Genomic DNA, 21707 nt, shown 5'->3' on the forward strand with positions numbered 1-21707 from the left:
ATATTTATCGCAGCAGTACGGAGCATCGATGTGAATTCGACGAACGACATGAATTATATAAGCAATCCGTTGACAGCCGAGGAGGCGGCCGATCTCAACGTTATCGAACTCTTGTTCTTTTCTTATCGCGATTTCACCGCGGACCCCGATCTCATTCTCGAAAAGATCAGCTTTGGCCGCGCGCATCACCGCGTGCTCTACTTCATCAATCGTAAGCCCGGCATGACGGTTGCCGAACTTCTGGAAGTTCTGCGCATCACCAAGCAAAGCCTGTCGCGCGTTCTCAAGCAGCTGATCGATACTGGCCATGTGGTTCAGGCAACCGGCCTGCACGACCGCCGCCACCGCAAGCTTTACCCCACGAAAAGCGGACGCCAGCTGACGCTCGCCCTCGCCTTGCCGCAGTCGCATCGCATTGCCCGCGCCCTTGAGGGATGCGCCCCGCAGGACCGCGCTGTCATCGAACGCTTCCTGTACAATATGGTCAATCCGGAACGCCGTGCGCAGATCGACGCTTTTTCCAGCACAGAGCCGTCTTGATAGGAAGAACCGGCAGGCTACCAAGTGTTACGACGGTTAGTACTAAGTGCTTGTGTAAAAACATATACGCAAACACAGCGAATAGACGTGCCACATTCCAGTCGATAATATGCGCGTTCGACGGCCCTGTGTCGTCAGCGAACAGAAACTGAATGGGATCGAAAGACGCCATGACCGCAGAAGAACAAAAAACACTCTCGGATGACGCCCCGCATCTGCTCGTTGTCGATGACGACACGCGAATCCGCAGCCTGCTTTCGCAATATCTGACCAATAGCGGCTTCCGCGTCACCATTGCCGGAAGCGCTGCCGAAGCGCGCCGCAAGCTGGAAGGCATCGACTTCGACCTTCTGATTCTCGACGTAATGATGCCCGGCGAGACCGGCGTGTCGCTGACCCGCTCGCTGCGCGAACAAAAGAATGTACCGATCCTGATGCTGACCGCGCTGTCGGAAACCGACAACCGCATCGACGGCCTGTCGGCAGGCGCAGACGATTATCTGCCCAAGCCGTTCGATCCGCGCGAGCTGACGCTGCGCATCAACAATATTCTGCGCCGTGGCGCACCGCCTGCCCAGCCCAAGATCGAGCAGATCGTGTTCGGGCCTTACACATTCTTCATTCCACGCCGTGAATTGAAGAAGGGCACCGAAACCATCAAACTCACGGATCGCGAGCAGGACATTATGGCAATCTTCGCGGAACGCGCGGGAGAAACCATTCCACGTCATGAATTGACCGGACAGGACGGCGATGTCGGCGAGCGCACTATCGATGTTCAGATCAACCGTCTCCGCCGCAAGATCGAGCAGGACCCAGCCAACCCGGTCTGGCTCCAGACTGTGCGTGGCATCGGCTACAAGCTCAGCATCGAATAGTTGTGATTTGACGCAACCGGCCGCTGTTTGGGACGTTCTGAGACGATGACGCTCTGGAAAAATCTCTCGCGCTGGCTGGCGCGCCGGATGCCGAAAGGCCTCTATGCGCGGTCGCTTATCATCATCATCGCCCCGATGGTCCTGCTGCAATCCGTGATCGCTTATGTGTTCATGGAACGGCACTGGCAGATGGTGACCGAGCGGCTTTCGACGGCTGTCGTGCGCGATATTTCGGCAATCATCGACATTCTCGAAACCTATCCGCAGGAACCGGGTTACGACAATCTGATCCGCCTCGCGCAGCAGCGTCTGGCGCTCAATATCTCGATCCTGCCGCCCGATCCCCTGCCCGCACCGGGGCCGAAGCCGTTCTTCGCCATTCTGGATTACTTCCTCAGCGAAGAGATCACCCGCCAGATCAATCGGCCCTTCTGGGTCGATACGGTGGGCGATTCCGACCTGATCGAAATTCGCATCAAGCTCGACGACAAGGTGCTGCGCGTCTTCGCCCGCCGCAGTCAGGCTTATGCGTCCAATACCGGCATCTTCCTGACCTGGATGGTCGGCACCGCGCTTGTGCTTCTCATTATCGCCATTGCCTTCCTGCGCAACCAGATCAAGCCGATCCAGCAACTGGCAGACGCCGCCGAGAGTTTCGGCAAGGGCCGTTCTATGCCGGAAGGTTTCAAGCCGCATGGTGCGGAAGAAGTGCGCAAGGCTGGTATCGCCTTCATCCAGATGCGTTCACGTATCGAGCGCCAGATCGAGCAGCGCACGGCGATGTTGTCGGGCGTCAGCCACGATCTGCGGACCATTCTCACCCGCTTCAAACTGCAATTGGCGCTGGCTGGGCACTCGATTGACGTCGAGCCGCTCAATCAGGATATCGCCGATATGCAGACCATGCTGGAGGGTTATCTGGCCTTTGCGCGCGGCGAAGGTGCGGAAGAAACCGCAAGCTATGATGTGAAGCGCCTGTGCGAGAAGCTTGAAAACGAAGCGCGCCTGCGCGAGCGCGGGTTCAAATATTCCATCGACGGTGACAGTGAAATCCATGTCCGCCCCAACGCCTTCTCGCGTTTGGTCAGCAATCTGGTGTCCAACGCTTTCCGCCATGCGCAGAATGTCGAGCTTTCGATTTCACATGAGGACGGCTGGCTGAAAGTCGTGGTGGACGACGACGGACCGGGCATTCCCGAGGATCGGCGCGAAGATGTGTTCAAGCCCTTCGTGCGGCTGGATGAAGCCAGAACGCAGGATTCGGGCGGCACAGGCGGTCTTGGCCTTGCCATCGCGCTCGATATTGCCCGCAGCCATGGCGGCGACATTACACTGGCAGACGCCCCGATCGGTGGCCTTCGCGCCATCATTCACATTCCGGCGTAACAAGGGACTGACGCCGTTCTTTCACCCTGAGCTTGTCGAAGGGGGAGGAAAAACGCACCCAATCCCCTCGTCCTTCGAGACGGTTCCTTCGCAAGCTCAGGAACCTCCTCAGGAGAGGGAGCGACGGCGCGTGTTTTTAATCGTGAAATTATTGCGCTCTAATAGAGCTTGCCGCCGTTTGGCACTTTCTTGTCGATGGCGGCGAGGACGACTTCGCCAGCTTCGTCCGGCAGGCCCAGCGTCAGCACTTCCGACATGAACGGGCCGATCTGGCGCGGCGGAAAATTCACCACGGCCAGCACCTGACGGCCGATCAGCTCTTCCGCCTGATAATGTTTGGTGATCTGTGCGGAAGACTTTTTCACGCCGATCTTCTCGCCGAAATCGATCTTCAGCTTGTAGGCAGGCTTGCGCGCTTCCGGAAAGGGCACCGCTTCCACAATCGTACCCGTACGGATATCGACCTTTTCGAAATCAGCCCAGGTGATTGTTGCGTCTTCGCTCATATCCGTCCGCTTTCGTCATTCCATGCATAACCCGGCGCTTGTCCCGCCGGGTTATCTGTTGACCCTGATCAGGCGCGTCCGACTGTTTCGAACACGACGCTTTCCAGCGACTCGCGCGCACTGACACCCGACCAGACCACGAACTGGAAGGCCTGGAAATAGGTTTCGCAAGCTTCGAGCGCTGCGGCAAGCAGCACTTCCACCTGACGGCTCGTCGGCTCTGCACCGCCTGCCAGCAAAAGCGACTGGCGGTACATGATGGCGCCTTCCTGCTGCCAGAGATCGAAATGCCCCATAAGAAGCTTTTCGTTGATCAGCGAAAGCAGGCGCATCACCTCGTTTACACGCGGCTCCGCCACCTTGATGTCGAATGCGCAAGCCAGATGCAGCGCCTCGAAATCTTCCATCCAGGAAAATGAGATGTGATAGTCAGTCCAGTTGCCCGCAACCGAAATTGCGATTTCATCGTCGCCAGTCCGCTCGAATGTCCAGTCGTTTGAATGCGCAACCTGCTCGATCACATCCACCGGATGCGCCTCGCGTGCGAATTCAAGCTCAAGAAGGCTCATGTCCGTTTCCTGTTCTGTGAGACACCCTCAAGCCGGATGTCTCAAATTCCCGGCGCGCAAGAATTGCTCGCCCGCACCCGCCACCGCGCAAGAACCAAGCGCAGAAAAACAGGCACGAATTGATCGGTCGAGGAACCGGCATGCCAAACAGCATGCAAGCGCCTCAATGGCACACGCACATACGCAACTGATACTGGAAAGCAGCCTGAAGACGCGAAAACTAGAACTACAGCCCCTCGCCGCCGCCTACATGACCACACTTCGAATCATGTAGTGTTTTCAGTCTATTGATGCTGAATCTGAACGCCAGTCCCTTTTCAGAAAAGAGACATGAAAGCATGTGGAAACATGAAAGGGGCTGGCCGCGAGCATTGCCTTAAGCGACTCTAAGACAAGGGTTTTTACCGCCCGCGGCCTGTTAATAAATAATCAGGAATTATTTTTGGATTTTGCCGATGAGGAGGCCGATTTTGCCGGTTTGGCATCGGAATCACCTTCGAATCTGGCAAGACGTGCTTCAAGTGCTTCGATTCTTGCCAGCAGCGCACTATTTTCAGCGCGGGCCTTGATGGCCATTTCACGCACCGCTTCGAAGTCTTCGCGCTGCACCACATCGAGCGTGTTGAGCACGCGCTCGCTTTGCGAACGCAGGGCCGTTTCCACTTCACGGCGCACGCCTTGCGCAGCGCCTGCCGCATCCGTCACAAGCTTGGCGAGTTCATCGAGAACCCGGTTTTGTCCGCTGGTCATGGCAATCGTTCCTTATTTCCAGGAGAGACCTGTTGAAAACATAAAATGGAAATAGGGCCGTCTCAGTTCCGATGCAAGCGCAGCTATAGAAAGTGATCGTGTTGGAAAGCAATTACAGACATGGAGCAGGACAGCTTGACCGTTGCCGGTTCGTCCAGCATGTTCCGTCACAAAATGGAGTGATTTCATGATAGAGACGTTGCTGCCCGCTTCGGCCCTCGCCTTTCCGAACATTGACCCGGTGATCTTTTCCATCGGACCGCTGGCCGTGCACTGGTACGGGCTCGGCTATGTCGTCGGCATCATGTTTGCGTGGTGGTATGGCAAGAAGCTTCTGCGCAGCCATCGCCTCTGGGCGCATAACCAGCCGCCCATGGCGCCCGAAGCCCTCGACGACTTCGTCATCTGGGCAGCACTCGGCGTCGTGCTGGGCGGTCGCATCGGCTATGTGCTCTTCTATAATTTCTCCTATTATATCTCCAATCCGATTGCCATTCCCGCGGTCTGGGACGGCGGCATGTCGTTCCATGGCGGTATTCTCGGCACCACCATCGCCATGATCCTGTTTGCCCGCTCCCGCGGCATCAAGGTCTGGAGCATGTTCGATGTGGTCGCTGCCGGTGTGCCGGTCGGTCTTGGCGTGGTGCGCGTTGCAAACTTCATCAATTCCGAACTCTGGGGCCGTGTCAGCGATGCGCCTTGGGCTGTCTATTTCCCGAATGGCGGACCGCTGCCGCGCCATCCAAGCCAGCTTTACGAAGCCTTCCTCGAAGGTTTCGTCCTGTTCTTCGTCTTGTTCCTGCTGGTCTGGGTCGGTCGCAAGCTGAAGAAGCCCGGATTCATCGCAGGCGCGTTTGTGACCGGCTATGGCCTCAGCCGCATCGCGGTCGAGTTCTTCCGCGAGCCGGATGCACAGCTCGGCTATCTGGTCGGTGGCTGGCTGACCATGGGCATGGTGCTTTCGGTGCCGATGGTGCTGATTGGCCTGTGGGCCATGTGGCGCGCCAACCGCGCAGCTGCCAAAGATGCCTGAGACGACACTGAAAGACCGGCTGAAACGGCTGATCGGCACAACGGGGCCGATCAGCGTCGCCGATTACATGGCCGCCTGTCTGGGCGACCGCGAATCCGGCTATTACACGACACGCGAACCTTTTGGCCGCGAGGGCGATTTCATAACCGCACCTGAAGTCAGCCAGATGTTCGGCGAGTTGATTGGCATCTGGTGCGTCGCGGAATGGGACGCGCTTGGTCGCCCTGCCAACACGCTGCTGTGCGAAATCGGCCCCGGACGCGGCACGCTGATGTGCGATATGCTGCGCACGATCAGCAAGCTTGCGCCGCAAATGCTGCCGGGCCTGCGTGTCGCCATGGTCGAGACCAGCGCGCGCCTTGTCGAGAAACAGAAGCAAAAGCTGGCGGATTTGGGCGTATCCGTCACCTGGTTCGAACGCTTTGCAGATGTTGACGCCGATACGCCTGATGTACCGCTGATCCTCGTATCGAATGAGCTGTTCGACGCCATCCCGTTCCGCCAGTTCGTCAAGTCCAATGGGCGTTTCGTGGAGCGGCTGATAGGGCTTGATGATCAGGATCAGTTCCATTTCGTCAGCGGTGCGGGCGGGATCGACCCGGCGCTTTTGCCGGAAGACCATGCACAGACGCCCGAAGGCACAATCTTCGAGGCGGCCCCGGCACGCACTGCACTGTTGCAGGAGATCGCGCAACGTATTGCAAAAACGCGCGGCGCAGCACTCAACATCGATTATGGCCATCTGCAATCCGGCTTTGGCGACACGCTGCAAGCCATGCTCAAACACGCCTATGACGATGTTTTTGCCCATCCAGGCGTTGCCGATCTGACCAGCCATGTCGATTTCGACATTCTTGGGCAGGCTGCACGCGCCACTGGCTGCAAGACCGGCGCCATGACGCAAGGCGAATTTTTGCTGACTATGGGGCTGCTTGACCGCGCAGGCCGTCTGGGCACCGGGCGCGATTCCACCTTTCAGGAAAAGATCCGGCAGGATGTGGAGCGTTTGGCAGCGCCCGATCAGATGGGCACCTTGTTCAAGGTGCTGGCATTCAGCGACCGCGACACCCGTCTCATTCCTTTCGAGACAGCCTGACCGTCATTTGCTCTTCAAAAAGCTGCAATTGACAAGACAACCTGCCTCCCCCACCATCCCGATCCACTCGTCTGAGCATGATCTTTTCGGAAAACCGGTTCCCATTTTTCCGGATCATGCTCGGTCTAACAAGGCCAATACATCATGACTGACACGCCGCAACCGCTCCGCTCGCCTCTGCTCGACAAGCCCGCCGGTCAGGCCGGGAAGCGCATTGCGCACGGCTTTTTCACGCGCAAAGGCGGCGTTTCGGACGGTATCTATGCCGGGCTGAATGTCGGTGCCGGATCGGATGACGTGGCCGAACATGTCGCGGAAAACCGCCGCCGGGTGGCAGAATCGCTTGGCGTTGCGCCGGATCATCTTTTGACCGTGCATCAGGTTCATTCGCCCGATGTGCTGCATGTGACCGCGCCTTTCGATTCGCCACGCCCCAAGGCCGATGCCATGGTGACGACTGTTCCGGGCATTGCGCTCGGCGCGCTGTCTGCCGATTGCGGTCCCGTTCTGTTTGCCGATCATGAGGCCGGTGTCATCGGTTCCGCCCATGCGGGCTGGCGCGGCGCATTCAGCGGTGTGCTGGAAAACACCATCGACGCCATGATCGGTCTTGGCGCAAAGCGTGAGAACATCGTTGCGGTTCTTGGACCGACAATCGGTCCCGACAATTATGAAGTCGGACCGGAATTCTATGCAGAATTCCTTAGCAAGGACCCCGCCTATGCGCGCTATTTCCGCGCCTCGGACAAGCCTGATCACAAGCTTTTCGATCTGTGGACCTTCATCACCGACCGTCTGACCAAGGCTGGCGTACAGGCCAGCTCCCTTCGCCAGTGCACCTATGCCGATGAAGACCAGTTCTATTCCTACCGGCGTACCACCCACCGCAAAGAGCCAGATTACGGACGCCAGATTGCAGCCATTGCTATCGTCGCTGCCAAAGATTCCATTTGAGGAGAACCGCATGGCCCTTCACTTCGAGCCGGAAGAATTCGCCGCACGCCGCGACCGTCTGATCTTGAAGATGGAGGAGGAAAAGCTCGATGCTCTCCTGCTGTTCGCACAGGAAAGCATGTACTGGCTGACGGGCTATGACACGTTCGGCTTCTGCTTCTTCCAGTGCCTTGTGGTGAAGGCCGACGGTTCGATGGTGCTGATGACGCGCTCGGCGGATTTGCGCCAGGCGCGCCAAACCTCGAATATCGAGAACATCGTTGTCTGGACCGACCGCGACAATGCCAATCCGGCAGCGGACCTGCGCACTATCCTGACCGAGCTTGACCTGCTCGGCAGCCGTATCGGCATCGAATACCAAACCCACGGCCTCACCGGTGCGAATGCCCGCAGGCTCGACGAGCAATTGCAGAGCTTTGCCAAATTGTTCGATGCGTCCGGCATGGTGGACCGCTTGCGCCTGTTGAAAAGCCCGGCGGAAATCGCCTATGCCAGGCGCGCGGCGCAGCTGGGTGACGACGCGCTCGACGCCGCGCTGAAGACCACCCGCGCAGGTGCAAGCGAAGCCGATATTCTGGCCGCGATGATGAGCGCCAATTTCGCCGGCGACGGCGACTATCCGGCCAATGAATATATCATCGGTTCCGGCGAAGACGCCCTGCTCTGCCGCTATAAATCCGGTCGCCGCACGCTCGATGCCAATGACCAGCTCACGCTCGAATGGTCGGGTGTGTTCCGCCATTATCACGCGCCCATGATGCGCACGATCCTGATCGGTCAGCCGACGGAACATCACGTCAAGCTCTACGACGCGGCCCGCGAAGCGCTGGAAGCCGTCGAGGCGGCGATGACACCGGCTTCAACATTCGGTGATGTATTCGACGCCCATGCCCGCACCATGGAGGCACACGGGCTGACACGCCACCGCCTGAATGCCTGCGGCTACTCGGTCGGCGCGCGCTTCACACCGTCATGGATGGACCCGCAAATGTTCTATGCGGGCAATCCGGAGAGCATTCAGCCGGATATGACGCTCTTCGCGCATATGATCATCATGGATTCCGACAGCGGCGCTGCAATGACGCTCGGACAGACATACCTCACAACAAATGGTGCCGCTCAGCCATTATCCCGCCACTCTCTTGATATGCTTATCGCCTGACATCATTGTCAAACGGCCCACGATCGGCGATAAATCGGCCTGACGTGAGAACCGCCTGTATTTTCAGGACTATGCGTTTTCAGGAGCATGAAGCCGAACATGAACAAGGCACATATTTCGATGATGCTGTTGCTTGCCGGAGCGCTCGCTGCCTGCAACAGCACCGAATCCGCACTGAACGTGCAGGGCTCTGGCCAAAACACAAGCCAAGCTTCTAGTCAGGCTGTCGGGCAACCGGCTAACGGTCAGGCAACGACGCCGGGCGCTGTGACGACCCCCGGAACCACAACACCTGCGACCACGGCGGGGCGCACAGCGACGCTGAAACCGGGCAAGTTGCACATTGCGCCCATTGTCGGCGCGCCCGTCAATGTCGTGACCCCGCTGACGCATCGCATGAATGACGATGCCAAGGCCAAGGGCGTGGAGCTGGCAGGCGCCAATGACACGAGTGCTGCCTATGTCATGAAGGGGTATTTCTCGGTTCTCTCGGAAGACAACCAGACGACCGTGCTCTATGTCTGGGATGTGCTGGACGCTTCCGGCAACCGGTTGCACCGCATTCAGGGGCAGGAGAAAGTGCAAGGTGCAGCGGCAGACTCATGGAGCGTGGTGCAGCCCGCCACGATGCAGGCCATCGCCGACCGCACCATGCAGGAATATTCTACCTGGCTTGCGGCAAATCGCGCATAAACTGTGAGCATTTTCAGCAAGGAACTGAAATCCCTTACTGAATCCCCGCTTTTTGACACGCGGAAAGGCCGGAAATCCGGCCTTTTTCAACAATTGTGAACAGTCGGGCCTTGCAATGACGGTGACTCTTTGCAATAGGCCCCACATTCGAGAAAACCTTGTAAGCTGCTGTACTTAACCTGACCGGCCAAAAGTACGCGGCTTTAAAGTTTTTAAAGGATGACGTTGCTGGGCCCCGCATCGTTGCGGTCCATGCGCGAAACAAGATTACGTCCGTTATACGGACTTTTTGCGACAGAACGAAACCGCAAACCTATCGCATCGGCTCAGAGGCAAAAAGAATGAAACTTTTCGCAGGCAACTCCAACCGGGCACTTGCCGAATCCGTTGCTAAATATCTCAACATCCCGCTCGGCAAGGCTAGCGTTCGCCGCTTCGCCGATCAGGAGATCTTCGTAGAGATCCAGGAAAACGTACGCGGCGAAGACGTGTTCGTTCTGCAATCGACTTCCTATCCGGCAAACGATCACCTGATGGAACTGCTCATCATGATCGACGCCTTCCGTCGTTCGTCGGCGCGCCGCATCACCGCCGTGCTGCCCTATTTCGGCTATGCCCGTCAGGACCGCAAGCCCGGCCCGCGCACGCCGATCTCTGCCAAGCTGGTTTCCAACCTCATCACTGAAGCCGGTGCAAACCGCGTTCTGACCCTTGATCTTCATGCCGGTCAGATTCAGGGCTTCTTCGATATCCCGACCGACAATCTCTATGCCGTTCCGGTTATTGCGCGTGACGTGAAGGCCAATTACGCAACCGGCAACTGCATGGTCGTATCGCCGGACGTCGGCGGCGTGGTTCGCGCCCGCTCGCTGGCCAAACGCATCGACGCGCAGCTCGCCATCGTGGACAAGCGCCGCGAACGTCCGGGTGAATCGGAAGTCATGAACGTCATCGGTGAAGTGGCTGGCAAAGACTGCCTGCTGTTCGACGATATCGTTGATTCCGGCGGCACGCTCTGCAACGCAGCCGAAGCCCTGCTGGCCAAGGGCGCGAACAGCGTCACCGCTTACATCACGCATGGCGTTCTGTCCGGCGGCGCCGTTGCCCGTATCGCCTCTTCGAAGCTGAAGGAACTGGTGATCACCGATTCCATCCAGCCGACCACCGCGATCAACGATGCACCGAATATCCGCGTGCTCTCTATCTCCGATCTGATCGGCGAAGCCATTGCACGTACGGCAGCGGAAGAATCCGTCTCGAGCCTGTTCGACTAAAATATCAAGCGGATCACAATTCCGAGGCATGCCGCGAGCAACAGCACAAGCGGCATGTTGAGCCTCAGAACGACAAGCAACAATGCCGCCGCGCCTGCGATCAGGACGGCGGCATTGTCTATTGTGCTCCAGACTGGCAAGGGCACGCTGAACGGCCCCACCGCCTTATCCAGCACCTGCGCAAACAGCACATGCAGCGAGAACCACAGCGCCAGATTGGCGATCACGCCCACGACCGCCGCCGTGATGCCGCTCAGCATGGCCGAAAGCCAGCGCACCTGACGCAGCCGTTCCACAAACGGCGCGCCCGCCAAAATCCATAGAAAACACGGCACGAAGGTAAACCACAGGGCAATGATGCCGCCAACGAGGCCGCCCAGAATTGGCGGCATGCCCGACAGGTTCGCAGCCCCCACGAAGCCGACGAAAACCAGCACGAGGATCAGCGGTCCCGGCGTGGTTTCGGCCAGCCCCAGCCCGGTCAGCATTTCGCCTGGCTTCATCCAGCCGAAATGCTCGACCGCCTGTTGCGCCGTATAGGACAGCGCGGCATAGGCGCCACCGAAGGTCACCGCAGCGAGCTTTGAGAAGAACGCCGCCTCCTGCACGAAGACATGAGCGCCGCTGAAAGCCACATAGAGAAGAACGAGCGGTGCGAGCCAAAGCCCGCCCCAGACCAGCGCTTGCTGCGTGAACTCGCGCAAAGCGCCGGGCGTCGCCTCGCCCAAACCAGCGCCCGCCCCGCTGCCCTGAAGGATATGGCGCAAGCCGCCTGCCATCGCCGCCAGCAGAACGACGAGCGGAAACGGCAGCTTCAAAAGCGCAATGGCAATAAATGCTGCAATCGCCACTGCATAGGAAAAACCGGCAGCAAGCGTGCGTTTCGCCATGCGGTAAAGCGCTTCGAACACCACAGCCAGCACCGCCGCCTTGAGGCCAAACAGCAGGCCTGCCACCATCTCCACATGCCCGAATGCAATATAAAGCGCGGAGAGCGCGAGCATCACGACAGCGCCGGGCAACACGAACAGAAGCCCTGCCAGCAGGCCGCCGCGCCAGCCTTTGACAGCCCAGCCCGAATAGGTCGCAAGCTGCATGGCTTCCGGCCCGGGCAATAACATGCAGAAGTTCAGCGCATGGATCAGTCGTTCCTGATCCATCCATTTCTTCTCATCCACGATGATGCGTTGCAGCATGGCGATCTGGGCAGCGGGACCGCCGAACGACAGCAGACCCACTTTGCCGAAAGTCGTGAAGAGTTCTCTGAAACCTGGCTGCTTTACTGGCTCTGTCACGCTACTGCCCTGAATGATCCGTCTCGCAAGCTGTCGGCGAGGATCATTACAGGTTCATGACAGTTTTCACAGGCAACAACTTGGCCCTACTCGGCAGCTGCGCCCTCTTCCGCCAGATCGTCCGGAGCGTTGGGATCACCCGGTGCCGTTTCGCAGGCAAGATCGGGGAAATTGACAATGCGCATTCCCTTGAAATCATTCCGGACAACGAGAAGCCCACGCTCCTCGAAATACGTCAGCAGACGCCGGGCGCGGCTGAACGAGTGCGTGCCATAGGCGCGCGCCAGCGCCGCATCGGACGGGCAAGGCGCACCGGTTACCGCCGCCTGTGCGACGATCAGGAACACACCTTGCACATCATCTGTGAGGGTTTCCGACAGTGACAGCGCCTGCTGCCACGTTTCGCCGCTCGCCACATCGCTTTCAATGCTGGCCTGCGCCACCGCCAGCCGCCGGCGGAAGGCTGGCAAAGCCAGTGGTTCGCCCGGAACGCGGTGAATGCGGCAGCGCACCAGAAAGTCCTGATAGAGAACGGCCACAGACCGGAACGAAGCTTCCGGGTCATCCACGATCTCACGCATGACCTTATCGAGAAGCTCGTCGCGTTCCGCTTCAACGATACCCGGAAAGAGCGGCGCTTCGACCGGCTCTGCCTCGGGCTTCGGCTTGGCCACTTGCGCCAGAATTTCCGCCGTGGATGGCGGCGGCGGTGGTGGAGGCGTCCGGCGCACGACGGTGCGGATTTCCTGCGGCGCAGGTGTAAAGATCAGATCGAGCGCATCTTCCGGCGCATCGGGCAGCGGCATCAGCTTCGGCGATGACGAACGCGCGGAAGTTTCCACTTTGCCGATGCGGATCGGCAGCGGGCGTCGCGACAGTGCCGGTCCAAGTGCAACAAAATGCCCGCGCTCCAGATCGCGGAACATTTCCGCCTGCTTGCGCTCCATACCGAGCAGATCGGCGGCGCGCGCCATGTCGATATCGAGAAAGGTGCGGCCCATCAGAAAGTTGGAGGCCTCGGCAGCCACGTTTTTGGCAAGCTTGGCCAGACGCTGCGTGGCAATAACACCCGCCAGTCCGCGCTTGCGCCCGCGACACATGAGATTGGTCATCGCGCCGAGCGATAGCTTGCGCGCTTCGTCGGACACTTCGCCAGCGGCGGCAGGCGCAAAAAGCTGCGCCTCATCCACCACCACAAGCATCGGATACCAGTAGTCGCGTTCGGCGTCGAAAAGTCCGCCAAGGAAAGCCGCTGCCGAGCGCATTTGCTGCTCAACATCGAGACCTTCCAGATTAAGCACCACCGAAACACGGTGCTGACGGATACGTCCGGCGATGCGGGTCAGTTCGGCTTCGGTGCGGGCAGCATCAACGACGACATGGCCGTAAAGATCGGCCAGCGTGACAAAGTCCCCTTCCGGGTCGACAATGCACTGCTGCACCCATTGCGCGCTCTGTTCCAGCAGGCGGCGCAAAAGATGCGACTTGCCGGAGCCGGAATTACCCTGCACGAGCAGACGCGTGGCGAGAAGCTCCTCAAGATCAAGCATGGCCTGCTTGCCACCGCCAAGCGCCGCTGCCGAGGCAGAACCGCTTCCAGCAACAGCACCCATGTCGATACCGACCTGCATCTCGCCTCCTTGATTGAAAATGACAGGAACAGACGACTCGCACGGCCAGGCCAGCGGTCGATCAGGCATTCGCTTAACATCTTTGACGCAGCCAATGCCACCGGTTATGAGAAATGCCCACAGATGCCGGGCGCGGCAATCGCTGGCAGGCCAAAAAACTTGCGCTGCCGCACGCTATGGTCTATAGCCACCGCCATCCGCGTAGACACCCTTGGAGGCAACGCGGAATGGGGCGGTCCGGTCTTTCACCTTGTGACAGACGATACGGGCTGTTTCATGTCGTTTGTTGAAGCATGATCCCGAAAAGTGGAAACCGGTTTTCGGTCAAGATCAGGCGCAAAAATTACAACGAGCGACACTCCAATAACTTTGAAAGGAAATGCCATGAGCGAATCTTACGTGCTCAAGGCCGATCTGCGTACCCGGGTTGGTAAGGGGTCCTCCCGCGAACTGCGTCGCAACGGCCAGATTCCTGCAGTCATCTATGGCGACAAGCAGGAGCCCCTCGCAATCGCCGTCTCCTACAAGGAGATCTACTACAAGATTCATGGCGGTGGTTTTAAGACCACGGTTGCCACGGTCGAAGTAGACGGCAAGAAGATTCAGGTCCTCCCGAAGGACTACCAGATGGACCCAGTCCGCGACTTCCCGCAGCATGTCGACTTCCTGCGCGTTTCCGCAAAGTCGGTCGTTCACGTGAACGTTCCTGTTCACTTCAAGAACGAAGAAGCTGCACCGGGCATCAAGCGCGGCGGCGTTCTCAACATCGTTCGTCACGACGTTGAACTGATCGTTCCGGCCAATGCAATTCCGGAAGCGCTCGAATTCGACCTGACCGGCCTTGAAATCGGTGACTCCGTCCACATTTCGGCAATCAAGCTGCCGAAGGGCGTGTCTGCTGCCATTCAGGACCGCGACTTCACCATCGCCACCATTGCTGCTCCTGCCGGCCTGAAGTCGGACGAAGCTGCTGCTGAAGGCGCTGAAGAAGAAGCCAAGGACGGCGAATAATCGCTTTCCGCATTTTGGGGGCTCTGAACCATGCTGCTCATCGCAGGTCTTGGCAATCCGGGCCCCAAATATGCGCATAACCGGCATAATATCGGTTTCATGGCGGCGGATGAAATATTCCGCCGCCATCGCTTTTCCAACTGGCAGAAGAAGTTTCAGGCCGAGATCGCCGATGGCGTGATTGACGGCGAAAAAGTGCTGCTGATCAAGCCGCAGACGTTCATGAATCTCTCGGGCCAGTCCATCGGCGAGGCCATGCGCTTTTACAAGCTCACCTCTGCCGACCTCGTCGTCATCTATGACGAACTTGACCTTATTCCGGGCAAGCTGCGCATCAAGACCGGCGGCGGCTCCGGCGGCCATAACGGCATCAAATCCATCGACGCGCATGTGCAGTCCTTCCCCGGCGGCCAGAATTATCGCCGCATGCGGCTTGGCATCGGCCATCCGGGCGCGAAGGAACTCGTGCATAATTATGTCCTCGGCGACTTCGCCAAGGCCGACAATGAATGGCTGGATACGCTTCTGGGCGCTGTCGCCGACAATGTAGGCCTGCTTGCCAAGCCGGGCGACGATAACAGCTTCATGAACCGCATTGCGCTCGCCATGGGCGACGGCAATCAGCGGCCGAGCGGTTTCAAGGCCGATCCCGCGCAATTGGAGAAGGCTCCGCCAAAGGCGCAGAGCCATATTCGTCAGGCGCGGCAGAACCAGAAGAAACCGGCCATTCCAGAAAGCGGCCCTATGGCTGAAATGCTGAAAAAGCTGCTGGGCAAGAAAGACTAAAGCATTTCCAGCAAAAGTGCGAAGCGGTTTTGCGTGGGAGAATGCGTAAAAATAAGCCGTTCCAAAGGGCGCGACGCCGCCGCCTCTTGACGCTTCACACCTCAATGTCGCATAGCGACGGTAATTCTATTCTAGAGCGGTTCTGGTTAAGATAGAATCATTCGAACCGCTCTAGTTGTTTGTTATCACCGCATTTCCAACGCAAAACCGCTTCGCACTTTTGCTGGAAATGCTCTAGTCTGACAGGTACGATCATGGGTTTCAAATGCGGCATCGTCGGTCTGCCAAATGTTGGCAAGTCGACGCTTTTCAACGCGCTGACCAAAACGGCCGCCGCACAGGCTGCAAACTATCCGTTCTGCACCATCGAGCCGAACACCGGCGAAGTGGCGGTTCCGGACCCGCGCCAGAACGGGATCGCCAAGATCGCCGGGTCAAAGGAAATCATCCCGACCCGCATCAACTTCGTAGACATTGCGGGCCTTGTCCGCGGCGCCTCGAAGGGCGAAGGCCTCGGCAACCAGTTCCTCGCCAATATCCGCGAAGTGGACGCCATCGTGCATGTGCTGCGCTGCTTCGAAGATGACGACATCACCCATGTCGAAGGCCGTATCGATCCCGTATCGGACGCGCAGACGGTTGAAACCGAACTGATGCTGTCGGACCTTGAAAGCATCGAGCGCCGTATCGTGCAGATCCGCAAGCGCGCCACCGGCAAGGACAAGGAAGCCCTCACCATTCTGCCGGTGATGGAAGCAGCGCTTGAACTGCTCCAGAACGGCCAGCCGGTTCGCCTGATGCTGAAGGATATCTCAGCAGAAGACCTGCTGACGCTGAAGGGTCTGAACCTTCTGACCTCCAAGCCTGTGCTCTATGTCTGCAACGTCGCTGAAGGCGATGCCGCCAAGGGCAACGCATACAGCGCTGCCGTCGAAAAGATGGCCGAGGAACAGGGCGCACAGACGGTCATCATCTCCGCCGCCATCGAAGCGGAAGTTGCCCAACTTCCTGATGAGGAAGCCAAGGAATATCTGGAGAGCATGGACCTTGAGGAACCGGGACTCGACCGCCTGATCCGCGCCGGTTACAAGCTTCTCGACCTCATCACCTATTTCACCGCCGGACCAAAGGAAACCCGCGCCTGGACCATCCGTCGCGGAACCAAGGCTCCCGGCGCTGCCGGCGTGATCCACACCGATTTCGAGCGCGGCTTCATTCGCGCCCAGACCATCGCCTATGAAGACTACGTCAAATACAACGGCGAAGTCGGTGCCAAGGAAGCAGGCAAGGCGAGAGACGAAGGCAAAGAATACATCGTCCATGACGGCGATGTGATGCTTTTCCGCTTCAACACCTGATACGATCAGGCCGCCGTATCCCGGCGGCCTTTGCATATTTAGAGCATTTCCGGAAACCGGTTTGGAGGAGATAGAGGGTGAGCAAGCCCCAGCTGAAATACGCCTATGAGGATATGGTGCCGGGACTGAAAATCCCTTTCGGTCCGCGCACGATCAACAAGGAAGAGATCATCGAATTCGCAAGCGCATTCGATCCGCAGCCCTTCCACCTCGATGAAGAAGCAGGCAAGGCCAGTGTGCTTGGCGGTCTTGCCGCCTCAGGCTGGCAGACCGTATCGCTGATCATGCGTCTCGTTTGCGACGCCTTTCTCACCAACTCCACATCGCAAGGCGGCCCCGGCGTCGAATTCACCCGCTGGAAGCGCCCGGTTCTCGCTGGCGACACGCTGAGCGGTGTTACCACGGTCATCGACCGCCGCCTTTCCAAGAGCCGCCCGGAAATCGGTCTCGTCACCCTGCATCACGCACTGGTCAATCAGCGCGGTGAAACCGTGTGCGAAATGCAGCATCCCTGCATGATGGGACGCCGTAACTACGACGCGGCGCAGCAAGCCGAAGCCAAGGCGGGTGTATGATGAGCTATCTTGAAGACAATCTCGGTCGGGAACTGGACATCGGCAGCTACACTTTCACCGCCGAAGAGATCATCGACTTTGCCACGAAATATGATCCGCAACCGTTTCATCTCGATGCTGAAGCTGCAAAGAACAGCCTGTTCGGCGGACTGTGCGCCTCTGGCTGGCACACGACAGCGGTGTTCATGAAGCTGAATGTCGCTTCCATCGTGCAGGCAACCAAGGACGCGCTCAAGCGCGGCGAGACGCCGCCGACTTTCGGTCCCTCGCCCGGCTTCGAAAACCTGAAATGGTCAAAGCCGGTCTATGCCGGAGATACCATCACCTATAAGCGCACCGTCCATGCGCTGCGCCCGCTCGCTTCGCGCCCGGGCTGGTCGATGCTGGCGATGAGCAGCCGCGCCTTCAACCAGAATGGCGAGGAAGTGCTGTCGTTCGAAAACGCGGCCATGGTCAAGCTGCCATAAGCCAGTAGGGCCAATCATTGCTTTGGCCATTTGGCGAAAATCGCCTCTCTCGCCGCTCTGGATGCGGCGAGGCGTTCGCGTCCAAGCGCCAGAATTTCAGGTCGCGCCTGATCGGGCGTTCCGGAATGAAATGGAGGTGCAGGCGCGTATTCCAGTGTCAGTTGCACGGTTTCCGCTTCCGCCCGCCCGAATAGCTCTTCGAGAATAGACAGTCCAAAGTCGATCCCCGACGTGACGCCACCTGCCGTGATGATATTGCCGTCCTGCACGACGCGTCCTTTGGTCGGTATCGCACCGAAATGCTCAAGAAAATCCATCGCATTCCAGTGCGTGGTTGCCCGTCGTCCCGCGAGAAGCCCTGCCGCACCGAGAACCAATGCTCCGGTGCAGATAGAGGTGACATAGCGTGCATTGCGCGCCTGCTCGCGCACAAAATCCAGCACGACCGCGTCAGTCAGTAGTGGCTGCACGCCTCCACCTGGGATGCAGATAACATCCAGCGGAGGACAATCATCGAATGTCGTCGTCGGTACAAATGTGAGACCCGATGAAGATAAAACCGGGTTCCGGTCTTTCCAGATCAGGTGAACGTGCGCTCCGTCTGCCGACGAGAAAACTTCATAAGGACCTGTCAGATCGAGTTGCTGAATGGATGGGAATATCAGAAACCCGATCGTCAAAGTCAACGCAGTATCCTTTTTGTAAAACTTCGTCCTCAGTCGCCTTCGAAGGAAACCAGCGTGCGCACGGGCACGCCAAGCGCTTCCAGCTTCTTGCGTCCGCCAAGGTCCGGCAGATCGATGATGAAGCAGGCGGCAACGATATTCGCCCCCATCTGCAACAACAGCTTGGCAGCGGCTTCCGCCGTGCCGCCGGTGGCGATCAGATCGTCGACGAGGATGATGCGCTCGCCCTTGTCGATTGCGTCGCGGTGCATCTCCATTTCGTCGATGCCATATTCAAGGCTGTAGGCAATGCGCACCGTATCGCGCGGCAGCTTGCCCTTCTTGCGGATCGGCACGAAACCGGCGGAAATCTGGTGCGCAATGGCGCCGCCAAGAATGAAGCCGCGGGCTTCAATGCCTGCAACCTTATCCACCTTGTTACCGGCAAAAGGATAGACCAGTTCGTCGACCGAGCGGCGGAATGCCTGCGCGTCGCCCATCAGGGTCGTTACGTCGCGGAACTGCACGCCGGGTTTGGGATAATCCGGAATGGTTCTGATGGCATCCTTCAAGGTGGCTTTGAGCCCGGATTCCATTGTCGGTCCTTTCAATTTGAACTTTCAGCAACGACGGAACGCCTCGACTGGAGAGCGGCCCCGTGACCTGCATCCCTTCCTCGTCAACGCGCCCGGCAAGGCGACCAAGACGCCTCTGGCTGTTATCCCTTTTCAATCACGATATCGCAGCCACGCCAAGCTTATTCGCGCATGAGCGAGCAAAACGGCAGCTCGGGCGGCGGGTCTGGCCGCTATCGACTGTAAATCAGCACCCCACAAACAAAAAGGGCGCCTTTTCGGGCGCCCTCTTTTCAAAGATCAGCTGATAGCTCAGTGCTTCACGTCAGACCAGATCGACCGCTTGGCGATATAGGCCAGACCCGCAAAGAGAATCAGGAACACAATCACCCGGAAGCCGGTGCGCTTGCGCTGTTCCAGATGCGGCTCTGCGGCCCACATCAGAAACGCCGCGACGTCGCGCGAATACTGGTCCACCGTCTGCGGCGAACCATCATCATAGGTAACCTGACCGTCGTTCAGCGGCTTGGCCATGGCAAGCGCCTTTGCCGAAATGAAGTACGGATTGTAGTGCGTACCTTCGGCAATCTGCATGCCCGCTGGCGGCTGCTCATCAAAGCCGGTCAGAAGCGCGTGAATATAATCCGGGCCACCTTCGGCATATTGCGTGAAGATGTCGAAGATGAACTGCGGGAAGCCGCGTTCCACTGCGCGCGCCTTGGCGATCAGCGAAAAGTCAGGCGGAGCCGCGCCATTGTTTGCAGCCGCAGCAGCAGCAGCATTTGGGAATGGCGCCGGGAAATGGTCGGTCGGCAACGCCTTGCGGGTGAACATTTCACCTTCGCCATTCGGGCCGTCCTGCACTTCATATTCGGCAGCCAGCGCCTTCACCTGTTCCGGCGAATAGCCGAGGTCTTCCAGCGTGCGGAAGGCCACCAGGTTCATGGAATGGCATGCCGAGCATACTTCCTTATAGACCTTCAGACCACGCTGCAGCTGCCCCTTGTCATAGGTGCCGAACGGGCCGGCAAAGCTCCACTTTTCCTGCTTTGGATGATGGATCGGGAAATGCGTCGGTTCCGCCGCATTGCCGCCCTCCTCAGCGAAGGCACCGCTCATGGAAAGACCAAGTGCGACCAGCGGAGCGATACCAAAGGCAGCGAAGCTCTTGAGGATGTTTTTCATCGTTACGTCCTTCATATCTCTCGCTGGTTCAGCCCTTGATTTCCACGGGGGCAATCTCGGCCTTGCCTTCGCTCTTCGCCAGCACAGCCTCGGTAATCGAGTTGGGCAGACGCTTCGGCGTCTCGATCAGGCCGAGAACCGGCATGATGACGATGAAGAAAGCGAAATAGTAAAGCGTACCGAGCTGCGCCATGAAGACATAGGAGCCTTCGGCAGGACGCGAACCCAGCCATCCAAGGAAGATGGCGTTGATCACGAAGAGCCAGAAGAACAGCTTGAACCACGGGCGATAGACAGCCGAACGAACCTTCGACGTATCGAGCCAAGGCACCACGAAGAGGATGGCGATCGAACCGAACATGGTCAGAACGCCGCCGAGCTTCGAGTCGATCGGGCCGATGTTGAAGGTGATGGCGCGCAGCATCGCGTAGAACGGCAGGAAGTACCATTCAGGAACGATGTGAGCAGGCGTCTTGAGCGAGTCGGCCGGGATATAGTTATCCGGGTGGCCGAGGAAGTTCGGCATGTAGAAGACGAAATAGGCGAAGAACACGAAGAAGACGAGCGCGCCGAAAGCGTCCTTGATGGTCGCATAAGGCGTGAACGAAACCGTGTCGGTCTTCGACTTCACTTCAATGCCGGTCGGGTTGGTCTGGCCGGTCACATGCAGCGCCCAGACGTGCAGGATGACGACGCCCGCAATCATGAACGGCAGCAGATAGTGCAGCGAGAAGAAACGGTTCAGCGTCGGATTGTCGACCGCAAAGCCGCCAAGGAGAAGCTGCTGTATCGGCTCGCCTATGACCGGGAAGGCCGTGAAGAAGCCGGTGATAACCGTTGCGCCCCAGAAGGACATCTGGCCCCACGGCAGCACATAGCCCATGAAGGCAGTCGCCATCATGAGAAGGAAGATCACCACGCCGAGAATCCACAGAAGCTCGCGCGGCGCCTTGTAGGAGCCGTAGTAGAGACCGCGTGCAATATGCAGGTAAACGGCGATGAAGAAGAAGGATGCACCGTTGGAGTGCATGTAGCGCAGAAGCCAGCCGGAGTTGACGTCGCGCATGATCTTTTCGACGGAATTGAACGCAATGCCCGTATCCGCAGCATAGTGCATCGCCAGAACGATGCCGGTCAGAATCTGCGCGATGAGCATGAAGCTCAAAATGCCACCGAAGGTGTACATGTAGTTCAGGTTACGCGGCGTTGGATAGGCCACGAAGGAATCATAGACCAGACGCGGCAAGGGAAGCCGTTCGTCCACCCATTTTTCGATGCCGGTCTTCGGCGTATATGTGGAGTGTCCACCACTCATGTC

23 protein-coding genes are annotated in these 21707 nt (G+C 58.4%); 14 read left to right on the forward strand and 9 right to left on the reverse strand.

Translation table 11 applies throughout. The features are described 5' to 3' along the window. Nucleotides 1–30 precede the first annotated feature (30 nt). The 3 genes from FGI60_RS11180 (at nt 31) to FGI60_RS11190 (ending at nt 2804) form a co-directional block, all read left to right on the forward strand. Nucleotides 31–540, forward strand: a complete 510-nt coding sequence (locus FGI60_RS11180; protein ID WP_151591923.1) for a MarR family winged helix-turn-helix transcriptional regulator — start codon at nt 31–33, stop codon at nt 538–540. A 170-nt stretch (nt 541–710) separates the two neighbouring features. Further along, on the forward strand, nt 711–1418 hold the full coding sequence (locus FGI60_RS11185) for a response regulator (RefSeq protein ID WP_078338733.1): 708 nt from the start codon (nt 711–713) through the stop codon (nt 1416–1418). A 45-nt stretch (nt 1419–1463) separates the two neighbouring features. Next, nucleotides 1464–2804: an ATP-binding protein gene (locus tag FGI60_RS11190; protein ID WP_138785245.1), complete on the forward strand. Its 1341-nt coding sequence runs from the start codon at nt 1464–1466 to the stop codon at nt 2802–2804. 158 nt (nt 2805–2962) lie between these two features. Here the strand turns inward: FGI60_RS11190 and FGI60_RS11195 are convergent, their stop codons facing one another. From FGI60_RS11195 to FGI60_RS11205, 3 genes are all read right to left on the reverse strand, one after another. Then, nucleotides 2963–3310 (reverse strand): tRNA-binding protein, encoded by a 348-nt coding sequence (locus tag FGI60_RS11195; RefSeq protein WP_078338735.1) that lies wholly within the window; start codon nt 3308–3310, stop codon nt 2963–2965. A gap of 68 nt (nt 3311–3378) precedes the next feature. After that, complete coding sequence (locus FGI60_RS11200) at nt 3379–3879, reverse strand: type III secretion system chaperone family protein (RefSeq protein ID WP_078338736.1); 501 nt, start codon at nt 3877–3879, stop codon at nt 3379–3381. Nucleotides 3880–4308: 429 nt separating this feature from the next. Next, the gene (locus FGI60_RS11205; RefSeq protein WP_078338737.1) at nt 4309–4629 is read right to left on the reverse strand and encodes an accessory factor UbiK family protein; all 321 of its coding nucleotides are present in this window, start codon (nt 4627–4629) and stop codon (nt 4309–4311) included. A gap of 187 nt (nt 4630–4816) precedes the next feature. Here FGI60_RS11205 and lgt point away from each other — a divergent pair, with 187 nt between their 5' ends. The 6 genes from lgt to FGI60_RS11240 all read left to right on the forward strand — a co-directional run bounded on the left by lgt (nt 4817) and on the right by FGI60_RS11240 (nt 10841). Continuing rightward, a complete protein-coding gene (gene lgt / locus FGI60_RS11210) occupies nt 4817–5662 on the forward strand; it encodes a prolipoprotein diacylglyceryl transferase (protein ID WP_138785246.1) in 846 nt (281 codons plus the stop codon). Further along, a complete protein-coding gene (locus FGI60_RS11215; RefSeq protein WP_138785247.1) occupies nt 5655–6758 on the forward strand; it encodes a class I SAM-dependent methyltransferase in 1104 nt (367 codons plus the stop codon). The genes lgt and FGI60_RS11215 overlap by 8 nt, the downstream gene beginning before the upstream one ends. A 144-nt stretch (nt 6759–6902) precedes the next feature. Beyond that, the gene (gene pgeF, locus FGI60_RS11225; protein ID WP_138785248.1) at nt 6903–7712 is read left to right on the forward strand and encodes a peptidoglycan editing factor PgeF; all 810 of its coding nucleotides are present in this window, start codon (nt 6903–6905) and stop codon (nt 7710–7712) included. Between the two features lie 10 nt (nt 7713–7722). Continuing rightward, nucleotides 7723–8874 (forward strand): M24 family metallopeptidase, encoded by a 1152-nt coding sequence (locus FGI60_RS11230; RefSeq protein WP_138785249.1) that lies wholly within the window; start codon nt 7723–7725, stop codon nt 8872–8874. A gap of 87 nt (nt 8875–8961) precedes the next feature. After that, on the forward strand, nt 8962–9567 hold the full coding sequence (locus FGI60_RS11235) for a hypothetical protein (protein ID WP_138785250.1): 606 nt from the start codon (nt 8962–8964) through the stop codon (nt 9565–9567). Between the two features lie 341 nt (nt 9568–9908). Beyond that, nucleotides 9909–10841: a ribose-phosphate pyrophosphokinase gene (locus FGI60_RS11240; protein ID WP_138785251.1), complete on the forward strand. Its 933-nt coding sequence runs from the start codon at nt 9909–9911 to the stop codon at nt 10839–10841. Here the strand turns inward: FGI60_RS11240 and chrA are convergent. Beyond that, entirely contained in the window at nt 10838–12136 is a 1299-nt protein-coding gene (gene chrA / locus FGI60_RS11245) for a chromate efflux transporter (protein ID WP_138785252.1), read from the reverse strand. The genes FGI60_RS11240 and chrA overlap by 4 nt on opposite strands. Before the next feature lie 86 nt (nt 12137–12222). Beyond that, nucleotides 12223–13767 carry an ATP-binding protein gene (locus FGI60_RS11250; RefSeq protein WP_138785253.1) on the reverse strand — a complete coding sequence of 515 codons (1545 nt, stop codon included), beginning with the start codon at nt 13765–13767 and terminating at the stop codon, nt 12223–12225. Nucleotides 13768–14151: 384 nt separating this feature from the next. Between FGI60_RS11250 and FGI60_RS11260 the strand changes: the two genes are divergently transcribed. From FGI60_RS11260 to FGI60_RS11280, 5 genes are all read left to right on the forward strand, one after another. After that, the gene (locus tag FGI60_RS11260) at nt 14152–14778 is read left to right on the forward strand and encodes a 50S ribosomal protein L25/general stress protein Ctc (RefSeq protein ID WP_078338746.1); all 627 of its coding nucleotides are present in this window, start codon (nt 14152–14154) and stop codon (nt 14776–14778) included. Between the two features lie 30 nt (nt 14779–14808). Further along, nucleotides 14809–15564, forward strand: coding sequence for an aminoacyl-tRNA hydrolase (pth, locus tag FGI60_RS11265; protein ID WP_138785254.1), 756 nt, complete (start codon nt 14809–14811; stop codon nt 15562–15564). A 254-nt stretch (nt 15565–15818) separates the two neighbouring features. Then, nucleotides 15819–16922: a redox-regulated ATPase YchF gene (gene ychF, locus FGI60_RS11270; RefSeq protein WP_138785255.1), complete on the forward strand. Its 1104-nt coding sequence runs from the start codon at nt 15819–15821 to the stop codon at nt 16920–16922. A gap of 77 nt (nt 16923–16999) precedes the next feature. After that, nucleotides 17000–17497, forward strand: coding sequence for a MaoC family dehydratase (locus tag FGI60_RS11275; RefSeq protein WP_138785256.1), 498 nt, complete (start codon nt 17000–17002; stop codon nt 17495–17497). Beyond that, complete coding sequence (locus FGI60_RS11280; RefSeq protein ID WP_078338750.1) at nt 17497–17964, forward strand: MaoC family dehydratase; 468 nt, start codon at nt 17497–17499, stop codon at nt 17962–17964. The genes FGI60_RS11275 and FGI60_RS11280 overlap by 1 nt, the downstream gene beginning before the upstream one ends. 14 nt (nt 17965–17978) lie before the next feature. On the opposite strand, the gene FGI60_RS11285 is transcribed toward FGI60_RS11280, so the two are convergent. From FGI60_RS11285 to FGI60_RS11300, 4 genes are all read right to left on the reverse strand, one after another. Next, entirely contained in the window at nt 17979–18650 is a 672-nt protein-coding gene (locus tag FGI60_RS11285) for a DJ-1/PfpI family protein (RefSeq protein ID WP_138785257.1), read from the reverse strand. 29 nt (nt 18651–18679) lie between these two features. After that, nucleotides 18680–19225: an adenine phosphoribosyltransferase gene (locus FGI60_RS11290; RefSeq protein ID WP_138785258.1), complete on the reverse strand. Its 546-nt coding sequence runs from the start codon at nt 19223–19225 to the stop codon at nt 18680–18682. A 291-nt stretch (nt 19226–19516) separates the two neighbouring features. Further along, entirely contained in the window at nt 19517–20389 is an 873-nt protein-coding gene (locus tag FGI60_RS11295; RefSeq protein WP_171058753.1) for a cytochrome c1, read from the reverse strand. 28 nt (nt 20390–20417) lie between these two features. Beyond that, nucleotides 20418–21704 (reverse strand): cytochrome b, encoded by a 1287-nt coding sequence (locus tag FGI60_RS11300; RefSeq protein ID WP_138785260.1) that lies wholly within the window; start codon nt 21702–21704, stop codon nt 20418–20420. Nucleotides 21705–21707 lie beyond the last annotated feature (3 nt).

The organism is Brucella haematophila (genome assembly GCF_005938105.1).
GTDB classification, from domain to species: Bacteria; Pseudomonadota; Alphaproteobacteria; order Rhizobiales; family Rhizobiaceae; genus Brucella; species Brucella haematophila.

Coding starts and splice junctions, on each gene's coding strand:
- FGI60_RS11185 (WP_078338733.1), top strand. CDS start 711: ATGACCGCAGAAGAACAAAAAACACTCTCGGATGACGCCCCGCATCTG.
- FGI60_RS11190 (WP_138785245.1), top strand. CDS start 1,464: ATGACGCTCTGGAAAAATCTCTCGCGCTGGCTGGCGCGCCGGATGCCG.
- FGI60_RS11195 (WP_078338735.1), bottom strand. CDS start 3,310: ATGAGCGAAGACGCAACAATCACCTGGGCTGATTTCGAAAAGGTCGAT.
- FGI60_RS11200 (WP_078338736.1), bottom strand. CDS start 3,879: ATGAGCCTTCTTGAGCTTGAATTCGCACGCGAGGCGCATCCGGTGGAT.
- FGI60_RS11205 (WP_078338737.1), bottom strand. CDS start 4,629: ATGACCAGCGGACAAAACCGGGTTCTCGATGAACTCGCCAAGCTTGTG.
- lgt (WP_138785246.1), top strand. CDS start 4,817: ATGATAGAGACGTTGCTGCCCGCTTCGGCCCTCGCCTTTCCGAACATT.
- FGI60_RS11215 (WP_138785247.1), top strand. CDS start 5,655: ATGCCTGAGACGACACTGAAAGACCGGCTGAAACGGCTGATCGGCACA.
- pgeF (WP_138785248.1), top strand. CDS start 6,903: ATGACTGACACGCCGCAACCGCTCCGCTCGCCTCTGCTCGACAAGCCC.
- FGI60_RS11230 (WP_138785249.1), top strand. CDS start 7,723: ATGGCCCTTCACTTCGAGCCGGAAGAATTCGCCGCACGCCGCGACCGT.
- FGI60_RS11235 (WP_138785250.1), top strand. CDS start 8,962: ATGAAGCCGAACATGAACAAGGCACATATTTCGATGATGCTGTTGCTT.
- FGI60_RS11240 (WP_138785251.1), top strand. CDS start 9,909: ATGAAACTTTTCGCAGGCAACTCCAACCGGGCACTTGCCGAATCCGTT.
- FGI60_RS11250 (WP_138785253.1), bottom strand. CDS start 13,767: ATGCAGGTCGGTATCGACATGGGTGCTGTTGCTGGAAGCGGTTCTGCC.
- FGI60_RS11260 (WP_078338746.1), top strand. CDS start 14,152: ATGAGCGAATCTTACGTGCTCAAGGCCGATCTGCGTACCCGGGTTGGT.
- pth (WP_138785254.1), top strand. CDS start 14,809: ATGCTGCTCATCGCAGGTCTTGGCAATCCGGGCCCCAAATATGCGCAT.
- ychF (WP_138785255.1), top strand. CDS start 15,819: ATGGGTTTCAAATGCGGCATCGTCGGTCTGCCAAATGTTGGCAAGTCG.
- FGI60_RS11280 (WP_078338750.1), top strand. CDS start 17,497: ATGAGCTATCTTGAAGACAATCTCGGTCGGGAACTGGACATCGGCAGC.
- FGI60_RS11290 (WP_138785258.1), bottom strand. CDS start 19,225: ATGGAATCCGGGCTCAAAGCCACCTTGAAGGATGCCATCAGAACCATT.
- FGI60_RS11295 (WP_171058753.1), bottom strand. CDS start 20,389: ATGAAAAACATCCTCAAGAGCTTCGCTGCCTTTGGTATCGCTCCGCTG.
- FGI60_RS11300 (WP_138785260.1), bottom strand. CDS start 21,704: ATGAGTGGTGGACACTCCACATATACGCCGAAGACCGGCATCGAAAAA.